Genomic DNA, 15,269 nt, shown 5'->3' on the forward strand with positions numbered 1-15,269 from the left:
ACCGGACCATGTCTATAAGAATCAGATAACACGACAAGTAGTCTGACGCCGGGGGGCAGGCAACGGGATCGAACATCCATTGCGGCACCTCCAGCAAGCCCGCCGTGTCGAACGGCTCTCGCCCACAGCGCAGCACTGACTCGGCGTTCTTCCTTTCTATCGTGGTGAAAATCCATACCGTGTGCCCGTACCACGGGTGCCAACGATAGAGAACTTCCCTTGACTCGGTGATATGGGCGTTGTGTTGACGGCTTGTACAACCAGAGACGACCTCATTCGAGTCTGGAAGACCGCACGCCGGATGAGGCATACTTCGCGACGCTGCCCGCGATCAAATTGGCAGCATGACCGCCCCGGACGTTCCACTTAAAAATCTCAGAATACTGTCCGAACGAGTGAGGCCACCTCTCATCCACCGGTTGAATCTGCCCCAAAAAGCGGCCATTCAATTCGCGAGGGTGATTGCTTCTTCAGCTTTGCCGACCTGCAGGCATTCGCGTTTCTGACACAGTTACAGGGTGCTATCCGGCCACTTCACCTATCGATAGTCCGAGTCTCAGCTTCCACTTGTCCGGATGCGTACCTTCGATCCAACTCTTCCGCAGGCGCCCTATCAACAATATTTTTGGCAGACCGCTGCGACCTATCGCGCATGACATACGACGGGGGAGGCTATTGTTAGCCGCATTTTCTTAACTGAAAGTTAAAGTTGCATTTACTTCCATGTTCGTTGTGCGTAAATGAATCGTGCAAACATACGAGCGGCTTTTCAAAAAAGATCACATCATCAAATGGAGACAACAATGGAAAACGCGCGTCCTCAGGTGAAGTATTACTCCAGGAAGGCCCGCCCCCTTATCACCATGGCAGTGTTGCTTGTCGGCTCTCATGCAATGGCCGCTGGACCAGCTGCTCCCTCTACCGTCCTTTTCATGGGAAGCAGCGTTACATGGGGCTACACCGAAGTAGAAAGCTTTGGGGTCGGGACAGTGACTGATTTGAACGGCTGCACGCAGACCGAAGGTGGATGCAAAGCCATCGGTGGTGTGCCCGCGATGTTTAAAGCTTTGGCGAAAGAAGCAGGCCTGAACTACGACGTCTCAATGGAGATGATTCCTGGGTCATCCCTGACTCAGCACTACGACACAAAGCGAGACGTAATTGACCGACCGTGGGACAAGGTTGTCATGAACGGACAGACTACGCTCGACTTCGATGCACCAGGAAATCCGATGCGTATCACTAGCGACCTCGGGCTGCTCGGTGCAATGTGGCAAGCTAAAAACCCCGACGTAAAGATTGCGTTTCTCTCCACATGGTCCCGGGCAGACCTTGTGTATAACACGCCTTCGAGTCTTTGGTACGGAACACCTATAGGGCAGATGGCTAAGCACGTCCAGGCGGGATACCAATTCGCTATAGCTGCCAATCCGAAGGTGGATGCCGAAATCGTACCTGTCGGTCTGGCATGGAACCGAGCGATCCAGTACAGAATCGCGGACCCAGATCCGTATGACGGAATCACGCCGGGTCAAGTCGATCTCTGGCGCTCCGGGTTACCACCGGAATCCAGCAACAACTATCATGCAAGCCGTTTCGGAAGTTACCTGGAGGCACTCATGATTTTCGGTAGCATTACGGGCCTTGATCCGAGATCAGCTTGGGCCGGACGAACAGGTCGCGCAAGCGCTCAATATTTCTCCACGGGAAGCAGGCGATCTACAGGCTGTCGCGTCGGATCAACTTAGGGCCTCCCGAAAAGCCGACCAGGCAATGGATGAAGCTGGGGAAGCGAGCGGTGGATTGGACTTGAAGAGCGATCACCATACCGCTTTCGCGCACTGAGTTCGGGCAGATAAACCCATATCTATCCGACTAGTTTCGGCCTTCAACGAAGCGCGCCCGGATATTTAATGATGGGCGGCCTATGGCCGCCCCTTTAATATCCAGTTCCCTTTCGTATAAACCGTATAAATGAGTGGAGGCCTGGCGGGTTACTGAGACCTGCTGAAGTATATGGTCGAGAACGCGATCAACGTGTCGCCCGCGGAGGGGCGCGTGTCGTTGACGATCGACCGCGATGCGGGCGCAGCCCGATGGTGAGGTGCTCAACACCGAGGGGCCGTACCTGGAAACCAAGGCGCACGTCGGCGGCTTCTGGGTGCTGGAAGCCGCCGACCTTGACGAGGCTCTGGCGTGGGGCCGCAAGGCCGCCGTCGCCTGTCGGGCGCCGGTCGCGGTGCGTCCGTTTTACTGACCGGGGACCCACTGGAAGCAACTGCGCGATCGTGGCAACACTGGCGGCAACGAAATGAATGTCCGTTGGAACTTGGAAGAGGCCGTTGCTAAGGCTCGACCTGAACGGCAGTAGCGGGTCGAGAGTGTGAGTTCACCAATGCAGAAAGCTGCCGTCCGCGTGCTTGACCCTGTCGCCGTCAGCAATCCGCCGCATTGCTGACGTAGAACCCAGCTCATCCCAATGACGGCTCCGGCCGAATTGTGCGCGTAGCTCGTCGGTCAGGTAACGAAGTAATGCAGCCGTTCCAACGGCAGGTTCGCCCGCTCGCTGAACGGCAGGTTGTGGCCGTCAGTTCGCGTTCAAACCAATCGCCGGAAAGCCGACGTGGCGGATTTCAACGTCGACTCTGTAGAACGTTCATCCAATTGGAACTCTCGGCCACAAGCGGCCGATCAAGTTCGTCTAACGGTTGACCGTTGATTGCGGCAAACCGGCCATTCGAATTTTGCATCCTGATTCAAATGGCCGTCGGGACAGTCGGCGATTGTTTCCACTGTCTAATGGTCGCGCGATGCTTACCTTCGTGCGGAATTTGTCGGTCCGACACAGACTTTCGGTCACCGAAAAAATGGGCGTACTACTACACGTCTGTCGCGGGCACGGTTGCTGACATTCCAATCGTCTCGGGGCTGGAATGCGCCAGCACGTAGTTCACCAGGGCCTTCAGCTTGGCAGGCTGCTGGCGTCTGCTCGGGTAGTACAGGTAGAACCCGGGGAAAGTCGGTGAGAAGGTGCTCAAGACGCGTTTCAACTTTCTGGCCCGGATGTGAGGAAGCGCGAGCTGCTCGAACGTGTACGCCAGTGCAATGCCATCCAGCGCAGCCTCAACCGAGAACAACGAGTCGCTGATCGTGAGGTTGCCGCTGATCTCGTATTCGACGATGCGGCCGTCGACCTCGAGCTCCCACTTGTGAATGGCCCCGCTGCCGGAAAACCTGAACCGCACGCAGTTGTGATGGATCAGATCGGCGGGGTGCCGCGGCACGGGATGCTGCCTGAAGTAGTCAGGCGATCCAACGATGGACACGGCAACCGGGCCGCCGAGAGGCAGCGCGATCATATCCTTCTGGACACTCTCTCCCATTCGAATGCCGGCGTCGAACCCTCTTTCGACGATGTCCACGTAGCCCTCGTCATTCGTCAGCTCCACGTGGACGTCCGGATAGGCCTTCAGGAACCCGGCCAGCAGCGGCTGGAGCACCATCGCGGTCGAGATTCGCGCTGCGTTGATGCGCAGGACCCCCGATGGCCGGCCCTGAAGCTCATGAAGCTGCTCTCCGGCTTCCAGCACGTCGCTCAATGCCGGCCCGATCCGGGACAGGTAAGCCTGTCCGGCTTCGGTGAGGCTGACGCTGCGCGTGTTCCGGTTGAGAAGCCTGACGCCGAGCCGGGCCTCCAGATGGCGGATCGCCTGGCTGAGCGCGGAAGGCGAAACCTCGAGCGCTGCCGCGGCGGCAGAGAACCCGTGGTGCTCCGCGACCTTCCAGAATGCGAGCAGTCCATCAAGCTGGTTGAGTCTCATACTTTGAAGAATATCTTCAAAGCGTGTTCAGTACCAGGGCGTTTTTCTTCTTGATCCATCGGCCTAGAGTGAAGGTCGTTGAAAAGAACCGGGAGTTTGAGCGATGAGTAAAGTGTGGTTTATCACAGGTGCCGGCAGTGGTATCGGCGCTGGTACGGCCAGGGCCGCATTGAAGGCAGGTGATCGAGTCGTTGCCACAGGCAGGAACCTGGCCAAAGTGGGCAATGCCCTGCGCGACCTGGCCGGCGCGAACCTGGAGATCCTCCCGCTGGACGTCTCCGACGAGGCCCAGGCAACGGCCGCGGTCGAACAGGCGCAGAAAAAGTTCGGTCGTATCGATGTAGTCGTGAACAGTGCCGGCTACAGCCTGCTGGGCAATTTCGAGGAATTGGGAACGCAGGACATTCAACACCTGTTCGCGACGAACTTCTGGGGCGTGAGCAACGTAATGCGGGCAGCGCTGCCGGTCATGCGCAAGCAACGCTCCGGAAACATCATCAACGTCAGTTCCGTGGCAGGCGCTGTCGGCCTGATGCACTGCGGCGCCTACAGCGCGAGCAAGTTCGCCGTGGAGGGCCTTTCGCTCGCTGTGGCGGAGGAGGTCGGAAAGTTCGGCATCAAGATCACGGTGGTCGAACCAGGATTCTTCCGCACGGATCTGCTGGACGCAGCTAACGCCAAATGGCCGGACAAGCGCATCGACGATTACGCAGCCGCCGAGGTCAGCGCCGAGGCGATGTGGTCTCCCTATGCCGGCAAGCAACCGGGCGATCCGGACAAGCTCGGCCAGGTCCTGGTAAAGCTCGTGGGCATGGATACTCCGCCCCGCGTGTTCGTGGCCGGAAGCGATGCACTGGCGATGGTCGGGCCGGCTGTAGAGGCTCGATTGAAGGCGGTGCACGCCTTCGAGGCGCTGTCGAAGTCGACGGACGGCAGCTTCTGATCGCGAGGCGAGTCGCACTTGCCACGACACACCTAACCTGCGCAGGACTGACCCATCATGAACACGCTCCACGTCAACGGCCGTGAGCTCCCGGTCGATGTCGCCCCGGACACCCCCATTCTCTGGGCCTTGCGCGACACGTTGGGCATGACAAGCACGAAGTTCGGCTGCGGCGCCGCGCTGTGCGGCGCCTGCACCGTGCATCTGGACGGGCAGGCCATCCGTTCCTGCGTTACGCCGATATCGGCGGCCCAGGGCAGGCAGATCACCACCATCGAAGCCGCCACCGACGGCAGCGACAAAGTCGGCGCCATCGTGCACGCAGCCTGGGTCAAGCACGACGTAGCGCAGTGCGGCTACTGCCAAAGCGGCCAGATCATGAGCGCCACGGCGTTCCTGAAGTCGTTGCCCCGCGGCAAGCAGCCTACCGCCGTCGAGATCGACGCGGCCATGGCGGGCAACATTTGTCGCTGCGGCACCTATGCCCGCATCCGCGCCGCAGTGGCCGACGCCGCCAGGGCCCTGGCCTGAAGGAGCCACCATGTTGCCTGAATTCGACTACAGCGAAATGCCACGCGCCCTGCAGCGCCTGCTGACCGGGGGCCGGGCCGGGGAACCCGCCACGCTGCCGCGCCGCAGCTTTCTGAAGCTGGCGGGTGTCGGCGGCCTTGCGCTAGGCGTCTTTCCCTACCTGGCCATAGGACAAACCAGTAGCACGGCCCAGGCGGACAGCGCCCTTAAGCCGACGCAACAGCCATCGGCCTTCGTACAAATTGCTCCTGGTGGCGAGGTCACGGTGACCATCAACCGGCTCGAGTTCGGGCAGGGTGTGCAAACCGGCTTGCCGATGATCCTGGCAGAAGAGCTCGACGCGGACTGGAACCTGGTGCGCAGCCGGCAGGGCTCAAACGACTCCGCCTACGTCGACCCGCTCTTCGGCATTCACCTCACCGGCGGTTCCCAGTCGATCAAGAACAGCTTCACGCAGTACCGCGAGCTCGGCGCGCGTACCCGGGCCATGCTGCTGTCCGCGGCGGCAGCGCGCTGGAACGTGGACGTGGCCATGCTACGCACGCAGGCTGGGACCGTGCTGGGCCCCGGTGGTCAGAAGCTGAGCTACGGCGAACTGGCCGAGGCCGCCATGGCGCTGCCTGTGCCCGAGAAGGTCACGCTGAAGAACCCCAAGGATTTTCGCATCATCGGCCGCCCCACCACGCGCCTTGATGCTCGGGCCAAGAGCAGTGGACATCAGGACTTCGGCATCGACACGCACCTGTCCGGCCAGCTCACCGCCGTGGTGGCGCATCCGCCTGTGTTCGGCGCGCGACTGACCACGGTGGACGACAGTGCCGCGCGCGCCATCAAGGGAGTGAAGGCCGTGCTGCGCGTGCCGCTGGATCGCGATGGCGAAGGTATAGCCGTGGTGGCCGACGGCTATTGGCCGGCGAAGCAGGGGCGCGATGCGCTGACGCTGCAGTGGGACACGGCCTCGGTCGAGAAGGTGGACAGCGCACGGTTGCTGGCCCAGTACCGCGAACTGGCCATTCGCCCGGGTCCGCGCCAGCTCGACGCCAATATGACGCCGCTGATCGCGGCCCCGCATCAGCTGGAAGCCGAGTTCGTGTTCCCGTACCTGGCCCACGCGCCGATGGAGCCGCTGAACTGCACTGTCCAGCTCTCTGACGGGCGCGCCGAGCTATGGGTGGGCACCCACAGTGCGCCGGTCTGGACGGTGTCGCGGCCGCGCGTGTGCTGGGTCTCAAGCCCGAGCAGGTGAAGGTGCACGTGCAGATGGCGGGCGGCGGATTCGGCCGGCGCTTCGTGGGTACGAGCGATTACGTGGTCGAAGCCTGTGAGGTGGCCAAGGCCGTCCGTTCTGCCGGCCTGAACGCGCCGGTGCGCACGCTCTGGAGCCGCGAGGACGACATCAAGGGCGGCTACTACCGCCCCATGCATCTGCACCGCGCACGCATCGGCTTCGACGTGCGCGGCAACGTGCTGGCCTGGGATCATGTCATTGTTGGCCAGTCGATTACCTCGGGCACGGTATTCGAAGAATTCCAGGTGAAGAACGGCATCGACGCCACGGCCACGGAGGGCATGCGTGGTCCTTACCCGTTGCCGATGCGCCTGACCGTGCACCACCCCACGCCCAACGTGCCAGTGTTGTGGTGGCGCAGTGTGGGTTCCACCCACACTGCCTTCGTGATGGAGACTTTGCTTGACGATATCGCACGCGCCACGAAGCAGGATCCGGTGGCTTACCGCATGCGCCTGTTCGGCGACAAGCATCCGCGCCACCGCGCTGCGCTGCAACTGGCGGTCGACAAGAGCGGCTATGGCAAGAAGCAATTGCCGGCCAGCCGTGCCTGGGGCGTGGCCGTGCATGAGTCCTTCGACTCGGTGGTCGCCTGCGTGGTGGTGGCCTCGGTGCAAGAGTCGCGTCCTGTGCTGCACGGTGTCACCGCAGGGGTGCATTGCAACCTGGCCGTGAACCCGCGCAGTGTGGAAGCCCAGGTGCAGAGCGCGGCGGTCATGGGGCTGTCTATGTGCCTGCCTGGCGCCGCCATCACATTGAAGGACGGCGAAGTGCAGCAGAGCAACTTCGGCGACTTCACCGTGGCCCGCATCACCGACATGCCGGAGTTCGATGTCCACATCGTGCCCAGCGCCGATGCGCCTACCGGCATGGGTGAACCCGGCCTGCCACCGCTGGCGCCGGCGTTTGCCAACGCCATCGCACGGCTGACCGGCAAGCCGCAGCGCCAGTTGCCGTCCAACCTGGCCTGACCCGACACAGTCAGCGGCGGGTAGCTGTCACACGGCAGCTCGATAGTGGTCCTCGGGCGCACCGCACACATCGCAAACGCCTGTAGGCAACGCTCCGGTCGTGAGGCTAAGCGCCTTGATTCCAACGGCCGGAGTCCGCGCATCACCAGCCATTCGACGCGAGTATAGCCAGCGGCTGCAACGGGTTGGGAGGGTGAGTTCGCTATGCAGGAAGCTGCCGTCGGGTTGCTCGATGCCGCCATCGTCAGCAATTCGCCATATTGCCGACGTAGAACCCAGCCAGCCCAATGTCAGCAATGGCCGATGAGCACCACTTCGCCGGTGCAAATTGAATGGCCGATTTCTGAGCGAAGCCAACGCCTGATTGTCTGAGCGATGGTGTGAGCGAATGTCGCTTCACGGCCCGTTCTGTGACACCTCCGCAGCCATTGGGATCCTTCACTTTTTCACTGTAGCGCACAAGGAGTATCAGGCGCCGAAGGGGATGCGCTTTTTCGAAGTGATCGGCATGCGGGTCGGCCCTTCCCCTCCAGACCGCGTCGCCATGAATGAAATCCGAGAGCCCGCAATCGATTGCAACTGGATGACGTTACGCTTCAGACGTTCTCGTGATCGGGACACCGGGTCTTGATCGAGCCATTACGGAGGACTTTGCCGCGATTGCCGCACACCTCACACACGCAACCACTCATATATTCGGCCAGTTCGATCATGCCCTCCTGCTCATCGTTGTGCCCCTCTGTCCTCCAGGGCGACGCTGTAGTCAGCGAGTGCTGCGTCACTCACCCGTGCGATATCCGCCGTCGCGATGACACGCTTTCCGCTTTCCCTTCCACCGGGCAGCAACTCAATGGTGACTCGAAGCATCCGCCTCTCCTATTGTTGACTCTTTCATTCGGTGCAGCAGTCCTGCGGACGCACCCTCGTCGAGGGTTCATAGATGGACCGCGGTCGCCTGCACGCCCGACGGAACATTCGCCGCTTACTTCGGGATGCCGGTGCAGGCCTCAGCCATACGGTCATCAGCGCCAGCGATCCGCTGCATCCAGCGTGGATACTCAACCTCTGGTTGCGACACGCGATCGAGCCCGTCTCTCTGCGTGCCCGAAAGAACCAGCCGCTGCGCGCTCAGGTTATCTTCAAGCTGAGCCTCGGTGCGTGCGCCGATGATCACCGAGGTCGCTTCGCTGCGTCCCGATACTCACGCCAGCGCAAATTGTGCCGGCGTCGACTCGAGCTCCGTGGCGATCCTCCGCAACTCGAAAACAATGAGGTCGCCTTCGACGGATCACTGGGCAGGAAGTGCAGCATCGTGCGCCCCGTTTCCGTACCACCGCTTCCGTTGGTGTTTTTACCATTCAGGTATCCGCCTGCAAGGGGACTCCAAAGCAGCAAGGCTACCTCGTTCGCCTCGGCCACGGACGCGACGTTATATTCGAACGCGTCGCTTAACCGAACGTCATCCTGAGCGCATCTCAGAAGAACTGCACGAAGTGCGGCGCGGCGTTCGCTCAGAGGTTGACTGCGGAGATCGCGGCCGTTGAACGAAAAGTAGATCGAAGGCGAAGTAAGTGACGTTTGCCGGGATCTTTCGCCTAGGGCCGCCAGCGGTACGGCCTCCAGGTTGAATTCCCGCCCGTACCTCTGGTGCAGGCTCTGGGGCTCGCCGGCCAGGTTGTTTAATGGTGGACGTAAATCGGCGGTGAATACGTACTAACCGTCATGTCAGTCCGCCGATTTTGTTGAGATGTTCCGTTGACGCTCGGGCCGTAACCGTTGGTATCGGCTGGAGCAGCGCCGTCTTGTGCGACGACGCGTCTCTCGGCTGCCTGAATGTCGGCCGGATAGTTCGCGTCGTCACCCGCCGCCGGGTTATACCCGGCCTGCTCGACGCGCACGAGGTCCGCGTGGACTTGCGCGCGCGTCAGCGGCACGGTGGTGACCTGTGCAGAGGAAAGCGTCGGGCTAGTGAGCGCGCTGACAGCTAATGTAATGCAGATAAACGTTTTCATGATTGAAAACTCCTTCATTTACTGAGGGGCAACGCACCGACGAGCGGCGTCGGGGATCCTCGATCTCACCGATCGATAAGAACATCGCTGGGTTCCTATGACGATCGTTACCCTAAGGTGTTCGTGTCCCGCTACTGCTCAGCAGCAACATACGGTTTCACCATTTTGGCGGGATCGACGACGCGGTCGAACTCCTCCTCAGAGACAAAGCCGAGCTGTAGCGCCGCTGCCTTCAGGGTAAGATCGTGCTCCATCGCGTGATGCGCGATCTTCGACGCCTTGTCATATCCGATTACTGGAGCCAGTGCGGTGACCAGCATCAGGGAGCGATCGACGTACTCCTTTATCTTCTTGACGTTTGGCCTCGTGCCCTCGATCAGGAATCGCCGGAAATTCGTGCAGCCGTCGGTCATCAACGTAATCGAATGAGTCAGGTTGAAGATGATCAGCGGCTTGTAGACGTTCATCTCGAGATATCCGCCGGCGCCGCCAAAGCCGACCGCGACGTCGTTCGCCATGACCTGCACGGCGAGCATTGTCAGCGCCTCCGCCTGGGTCGGATTGACCTTGCCGGGCATGATGGAGGATCCCGGCTCATTTTCTGGGATCAGGAGTTCCGCGAACCCTGCGCGAGGGCCGCACGACATCAGTCGAATGTCGTTGCCAATCTTGTAGAGCGAAACCGCCAGAGTGCGAAAGGTGCCAGAGAGCTGTATCAGTGCATCGTGGGCGCCCTGCACAGTGAACTTGTTCGATGCGCTGGCAAACGGCAGTTGCGTCAGCCTGGAAATTTCAGCCGCGGCTGCTTCTGCGAAGCCCGGTGCGGCATTGATCCCGGTTCCGACTGCGGTACCGCCCAACGCGAGGCTATACGTTCCTCCCAGAGCATCGTCGATTCGGGCAAGGTTGTCCGCAAGCATACCGGCATAGCCCGACCACTCCTGGCCGAGCGTGAGCGGCGTTGCATCCTGCATATGGGTCCGCCCGATCTTGACGATGTCCTTCCACTCTTCAGCCTTGCCGGCGATCGCGTCATGCAGTGCCTTTACCGCTGGAACCAGGCGCTGCGTCGTATTGACGGCAGCGGCGATGTACATCGCGGAAGGAAACGAGTCGTTCGACGACTGCGACATGTTGACGTGATCGTTTGGATGCACCGGCTTCTTGCTGCCGAGCGGCGTGCCAGCGAGGTGGCAACAGCGATTCGAAATCACTTCATTGACGTTCATGTTGAACTGCGTGCCGCTGCCAGTCATCCAGACGTGCAAAGGAAACATATCGTGATGCTGGCCGGCCAGAATTTCGTCGCAGACCCGGGTAATCAGAGTATGGGTTTGATCGTTAAGACGTTTGCCCGCATGGTTTGCGCTGGCCGCCGCCTTCTTGAGGATGGCATAGGCGGTTATCATTTCCCTCGGCATCAGGTCTCTGCCGATACTGAAATGTTCGAGCGAGCGCTGTGTCTGAGCGCCCCAAAGCCTGTCGGCGGCGACGGTGACTTCTCCGAGGCTGTCAGCCTCTGTGCGAACGTTGCCCATCGTAAATCTCCTTTCACTGAAAATGTCGCGATGCCACGCGTGCGGGCAATCTGACCGGTTGCTGTCGATAAGGAAGACGGCCCATCAGTTCAGGTGCGCCGCCAGGATGATTGCGACAGTGATGGTCACAATCGAGCCGACTGTGCCAACCAGAGTGGAGGCCGCGGCTTCATCCGCATAGGTGCGGTAACGTAGTGCAAGCATTGATGCAGCCGTCGCCGTAGGGATCGCCCCGGTTAGAAACAATTCGCGTGCCGGTGCGCCGTGTATGCCGAAGAGCATCGTCAACCCAAAAAGGACGGCGGGCTGTCCCACGTTCTTCATCAGTGCATTGAGCGCGATATCGCGGTCCATGCTCAGCCGTTGCCCGTAGAGAATCAATCCCAACGTGAACAGCGCGACGCCTGCGGCAGCCTGGCCAATGAGATTGAACGAAAGCTCGAGCACTTTGGGCGTATGGACACCAAAAAGGGCGATGATTGCACCAATGATCGGCAGCCAGACGACCGGCTGCTTAATGGCATCGAGAAGGCTATGAGCCACCAGCGCCCCGGCGTTCTGCCCTGCCTTGCCGCCACCGAGTCCGATCTGAACCAGAACCAGGGTCAGCGGAATCATGATTACGCTGGTAACGAGATTGCCTACCACAACTGCCAGCACGCCCTGTTGGCCGACTACTGCTTCCAGAACCGGAAGTCCTGAATACGCCATACTAGGGAACGCGCAAACCAGTGCCTGCAGTGCACTCTCGCTGAGACCGTGGCGGAACACCAGTTTGCCAATTCCGAATGCAATGGCGTAGGGCACCATCAGCCCCAATAGCATAGAAAGAAGATAGGGGCCGTTCTCGATTGCGGCGGGGGATATCTTCAGCACACCGCCAAGAAGGGCGAGTGGCAGAGCGAAGCGGACAACGAAGTCTGCGAATATAGGCGCTGAAGATTTTTCGATGATGCGAAATCTCGCTGCAAGTACGCCCAAGGCGACGACGAATACGACGGGCAGCAAGGCTGCCAGGATAGTCTGTGTCATGACTTGATCTCCATGCTGGCGACGGAGGACCCTGTTGCGATACGAAACTGCTCGACCCGCCCCCTACGACATACCGCGGCGAAAGCGCTGCGGATGAATTGCCGGCTATGTTCGCTGCAATCGTTGAATCGCTTTAGTCTTTTGTCGTGCCGCTGGAACGTCTGGCTGCTGAATAGGGGTGTGACGTGGTGCTTGTGCGAAACAGGTCTGGTGCTAGCCCGAGTGACGGTGTCCGTTGCCGGCACAGACTCGCATTCCGGCAGCGCGGATGCGAGAATCACCCTGTCGAAATTGGCAGGCAGCTGTGTGCTCGAGCGGCGCGGGCGATACACTGCGTCGCCTCGACGGATGAATGCACCGGTCAGGACGCAGATCGCTCGCTTATTGGCAATGCCGGTAGTCCAAATCTGGTCACCGTAGTGACCAGCCGTGGCGTCACACCAGCTGACTGCGATTGTGGTTAGCGAGAGTCGGTCAAGAATCGTAACGCAGCTCGGTTTCGGAAGAAGTCCAGCATCTTCGTCGCGCGAACTCGCCCCTGATTGCCAAGACCCTCTGAGGCGGCGGTCGTTGTTGCGATCTAGTGACCGATGCTTGATAGAGTCTGTTTTGTTACCACCGCTATCCATCCTTGTTGTCGTTAGGATACCAGATAGAATGTGAATCCATGGATCGTTACAAAACAAGTTAGACATGACATTCCTTCGGTACGCGTCCTGTCGTGAAAATTCGCTGCTCTCCCGAACCTGCCATTTGACTGCCTGGTCAAGTCGCGGCTGGTATAGCGAACGCAAAATTAGGTTGATGGCAGCCTCAGATAGACGATCAATGCTTGCTTCATGGCGAGTTCCCTTCGTACGTCTGTGCAATTTCCGGCTGCCGAACTACAGATCGGTCACTGGAATCGGAAATCGGGTGACAACTGTGACTTTGAAGGGACGGGTGGCGTGCGATGGATTGACGCGCGCCACCCAGGAGTCAACGAGGAGAGTCAAGGAACTCAGGGGGACGGCGCTTAGAGCGTGTTTGGCACTTTGAATGGCTTTGTCGCGGTAAGAATCGAGAGGCCGGCGAGATCGATATACGAAGTACAATTTATATTGCAAGGTCGTAGAATTGATCAGCGGCGGGCGGATGGGTTCCTCGAGCACACTTCATCTGCCCTTTCTCGATCATGTGCATCTATATGAACGCCTCCCATTTGCAAAGGCATTTGCGTGTTCTAACGGACAGGATGGGCTGCAGCTCTATATCCGGCCTGATGCAGCCTGATCCGCTGCGGGCCCCTATGAAATTCGCTGACTCGCGCCTCATTCAGTTCACGAGCTCAAAGCTCTTATGCACATTCAGGTTTAGCGAGTCCCGGTCCCACCTGGTCTGTCATCACACTCAATCGCCTGCGCAACCTTCGACATGTCATCCTGTTTAAATTAAATTAAATCTTCGGCAAGCTACCCGTTTAGGTCGGCCTTACGCTCACGTACTCTTTCTGGTACGACCGCCCGTGAGCCAGGATCGCCCAAATTGTCCGTGCCATTTTGTTAGCGAGTGCTACAACCACAACGTTGGACGGTCGCCGCTTGCTAATCTGTTCAACCCACTGGCCAGACTCTCTGGCGCGAGTGATCACACTTCGCGCGCCGTGAATGAGCAGTGTGCGCAAATACGTGTCACCCCGCGCTGATACCTAGCAGTATCACGTTGCCGCCGGAACCTATCTGCTTCGGAACCAGACCGATCCAGGCCGCAAACTCCCTCCCCGACTTAAACGTCTTGGCATCGCCGATTGTCGCGACGGCAGCCGTTGCCGTCAGCACCCCGACACCCGGAATCTCGGTAACAGCCTTGACCCCCTCGTCCTCCCGCATCCACTGACGTAGCCGCCGCTCAATCTCGGCGATCTGCCCGTCCAGCTTCGTCAGTCCGTTCCATTGTTCTCGCAGCGTGTCGATAAGCACTGCTGGCAACCGGTCCGCAACCTTGGCCAGAACAGCCGGTATTGCCTTGTCCAGTGCGTGCCGTCCTTTGCCCATTACTTCGCCGTACTCGGTCAGCAGGCCGCGCAGACTGTTGATCTGCATGGTGCGAAACTTCACCAGTTGCTGACGCATCCGGTGCAGTGCAGGCACTGCCTGTTGTGCCTCGCTCTTTACCGCGACAGCCTTACTTGGCTGCTGCACCGCCAGCCAGATCGCACGGGCGTCCGCCGAATCGTTTTTATTGCGGATGTTGAATGCCTTGACGAACTCCGCTGGCATCAACTTGACATGGTGTCCCATCCGGGTCAGCGCACGAGCCCAGTGCTGGGCACCGCCGCACGCTTCCATGCCGATCAGGCACGGGGACCGGCGCGAAGTGCTGCAGAAACGCAGTTCGCTTGATCGGCTTATTGACAAGCTCACCTGTCTCCGCGTCGATGTAATGGAGCTGAAACACGTCTTTTGCGATGTCAATCCCAACTGGCGTAGGCTTCATCTCGGACCCTCCTGTTTCCCTGTGAAGATCTTCATGATCATCCAATCTGGCACGTGGCGTCCAATGGCCTCCAAGGGTCTGCTTCCACCTTGTTTCATCGTGCGTGCCAGCCCGCTGGCGGGAGGCGTTCATATCATTCAGTTCGATGCCGGCCAGGAGGATCCTGGCACAGCGTAAAGTCTTGAATCCCAGCATGGGTCGCGTTCGTGGCTTGATCGCCCGGTGATCCTGCTCGACCAGGTTGTTGAGATATTTCGACTGGCGGATCTTGATGGGCGTTTCACGATCGGCATTGATCGCTTCGAGCGCGGCGAGATTGGCGCCGCTTTTGTCGATGGTCACCGTCTCGGGCGCGCCAGTCTGGGCGATCGATTTCTCGAAGTAACGCCGGGCTGCAGTCTTGTCCCGGTGGGCGCGTAGCAGAAAGTCGATGGTGTTGCGGTCTTGTCGACGGCCCGGTAAAGATATCGCCATTCGCCCTTGGGGCGTTGTCAAGCTGCCGTGCGTGAGACAAACCGCTGGAGGTGTGACGATGATTTAGAAACCAGTCGACGGATCTTGGGCGAGGTCGGTGAATTCGCGCCAGGCAACGAACCTTGCTGCAAGCTGTTTGCGATAAAGTGGAGCGCGCAGCAGATGCCGCTTGATCGCGAAGTGT

The 15,269-nt window shown here is 59.7% G+C and carries 10 protein-coding genes and 5 pseudogenes; 5 read left to right on the forward strand and 10 right to left on the reverse strand.

Annotated elements, in window-relative coordinates; all coding sequences use genetic code 11:
- Positions 1-803: 803 nt before the first annotated feature.
- Entirely contained in the window at positions 804-1,748 is a 945-nt protein-coding gene (locus P0D89_RS45595) for a PEP-CTERM sorting domain-containing protein (RefSeq protein WP_408378733.1), read from the forward strand.
- A 332-nt stretch (positions 1,749-2,080) separates the two neighbouring features.
- Positions 2,081-2,257 carry a YciI family protein gene (locus P0D89_RS45600; protein ID WP_408369847.1) on the forward strand — a complete coding sequence of 59 codons (177 nt, stop codon included), beginning with the start codon at positions 2,081-2,083 and terminating at the stop codon, positions 2,255-2,257.
- Positions 2,258-2,879: 622 nt separating this feature from the next.
- Here the strand turns inward: P0D89_RS45600 and P0D89_RS45605 are convergent.
- Positions 2,880-3,821: a LysR family transcriptional regulator gene (locus P0D89_RS45605; protein WP_408369851.1), complete on the reverse strand. Its 942-nt coding sequence runs from the start codon at positions 3,819-3,821 to the stop codon at positions 2,880-2,882.
- Positions 3,822-3,924: 103 nt separating this feature from the next.
- Between P0D89_RS45605 and P0D89_RS45610 the strand changes: the two genes are divergently transcribed.
- From P0D89_RS45610 to P0D89_RS45620, 3 genes and pseudogenes are all read left to right on the forward strand, one after another.
- Positions 3,925-4,764, forward strand: a complete 840-nt coding sequence (locus tag P0D89_RS45610) for an SDR family oxidoreductase (protein WP_408369854.1) — start codon at positions 3,925-3,927, stop codon at positions 4,762-4,764.
- 57 nt (positions 4,765-4,821) lie between these two features.
- Positions 4,822-5,295 carry a (2Fe-2S)-binding protein gene (locus P0D89_RS45615; RefSeq protein WP_408369857.1) on the forward strand — a complete coding sequence of 158 codons (474 nt, stop codon included), beginning with the start codon at positions 4,822-4,824 and terminating at the stop codon, positions 5,293-5,295.
- A 10-nt stretch (positions 5,296-5,305) separates the two neighbouring features.
- Positions 5,306-7,554: pseudogene (locus P0D89_RS45620) on the forward strand (xanthine dehydrogenase family protein molybdopterin-binding subunit).
- Between the two features lie 982 nt (positions 7,555-8,536).
- Here P0D89_RS45620 and P0D89_RS45625 read toward each other — a convergent pair.
- The 9 genes and pseudogenes from P0D89_RS45625 to P0D89_RS45665 all read right to left on the reverse strand — a co-directional run.
- Complete coding sequence (locus P0D89_RS45625) at positions 8,537-8,728, reverse strand: hypothetical protein (RefSeq protein ID WP_408369860.1); 192 nt, start codon at positions 8,726-8,728, stop codon at positions 8,537-8,539.
- A 505-nt stretch (positions 8,729-9,233) separates the two neighbouring features.
- On the reverse strand, positions 9,234-9,584 hold the full coding sequence (locus P0D89_RS45630) for a DUF4148 domain-containing protein (RefSeq protein WP_408378736.1): 351 nt from the start codon (positions 9,582-9,584) through the stop codon (positions 9,234-9,236).
- Positions 9,585-9,697: 113 nt separating this feature from the next.
- Positions 9,698-11,104 carry a class II fumarate hydratase gene (gene fumC, locus P0D89_RS45635; protein WP_408378739.1) on the reverse strand — a complete coding sequence of 469 codons (1,407 nt, stop codon included), beginning with the start codon at positions 11,102-11,104 and terminating at the stop codon, positions 9,698-9,700.
- Between the two features lie 84 nt (positions 11,105-11,188).
- Positions 11,189-12,136, reverse strand: coding sequence for an AEC family transporter (locus P0D89_RS45640; protein WP_408370343.1), 948 nt, complete (start codon positions 12,134-12,136; stop codon positions 11,189-11,191).
- On the reverse strand, positions 12,133-12,831 hold the full coding sequence (locus P0D89_RS45645) for a DUF3331 domain-containing protein (RefSeq protein ID WP_408370345.1): 699 nt from the start codon (positions 12,829-12,831) through the stop codon (positions 12,133-12,135). Before P0D89_RS45645 ends, P0D89_RS45640 begins: the two co-directional genes overlap by 4 nt.
- A 400-nt stretch (positions 12,832-13,231) precedes the next feature.
- A pseudogene (locus tag P0D89_RS45650) lies at positions 13,232-13,318 on the reverse strand (IS6 family transposase); the annotation flags it as partial.
- 277 nt (positions 13,319-13,595) lie between these two features.
- Positions 13,596-14,611: pseudogene (locus P0D89_RS45655) on the reverse strand (IS110 family RNA-guided transposase).
- A 129-nt stretch (positions 14,612-14,740) separates the two neighbouring features.
- Positions 14,741-15,093 (reverse strand): annotated as a pseudogene (locus tag P0D89_RS45660) (IS6 family transposase); the annotation flags it as partial.
- A gap of 55 nt (positions 15,094-15,148) precedes the next feature.
- Positions 15,149-15,269, reverse strand: a pseudogene (locus P0D89_RS45665) (IS6 family transposase); the annotation flags it as partial.

This window comes from Paraburkholderia sp. RL18-085-BIA-A (assembly GCF_046027075.1).
Taxonomy (GTDB): Bacteria; Pseudomonadota; Gammaproteobacteria; order Burkholderiales; family Burkholderiaceae; genus Paraburkholderia.

What these genes read in the sequence shown, in the direction of transcription:
- P0D89_RS45595 (WP_408378733.1), top strand. Translation starts at nt 804, where the DNA reads ATGGAAAACGCGCGTCCTCAGGTGAAGTATTACTCCAGGAAGGCCCGC.
- P0D89_RS45600 (WP_408369847.1), top strand. Translation starts at nt 2,081, where the DNA reads ATGCGGGCGCAGCCCGATGGTGAGGTGCTCAACACCGAGGGGCCGTAC.
- P0D89_RS45605 (WP_408369851.1), bottom strand. Translation starts at nt 3,821, where the DNA reads ATGAGACTCAACCAGCTTGATGGACTGCTCGCATTCTGGAAGGTCGCG.
- P0D89_RS45610 (WP_408369854.1), top strand. Translation starts at nt 3,925, where the DNA reads ATGAGTAAAGTGTGGTTTATCACAGGTGCCGGCAGTGGTATCGGCGCT.
- P0D89_RS45615 (WP_408369857.1), top strand. Translation starts at nt 4,822, where the DNA reads ATGAACACGCTCCACGTCAACGGCCGTGAGCTCCCGGTCGATGTCGCC.
- P0D89_RS45630 (WP_408378736.1), bottom strand. Translation starts at nt 9,584, where the DNA reads ATGAAGGAGTTTTCAATCATGAAAACGTTTATCTGCATTACATTAGCT.
- fumC (WP_408378739.1), bottom strand. Translation starts at nt 11,104, where the DNA reads ATGGGCAACGTTCGCACAGAGGCTGACAGCCTCGGAGAAGTCACCGTC.
- P0D89_RS45640 (WP_408370343.1), bottom strand. Translation starts at nt 12,136, where the DNA reads ATGACACAGACTATCCTGGCAGCCTTGCTGCCCGTCGTATTCGTCGTC.
- P0D89_RS45645 (WP_408370345.1), bottom strand. Translation starts at nt 12,831, where the DNA reads ATGTCTAACTTGTTTTGTAACGATCCATGGATTCACATTCTATCTGGT.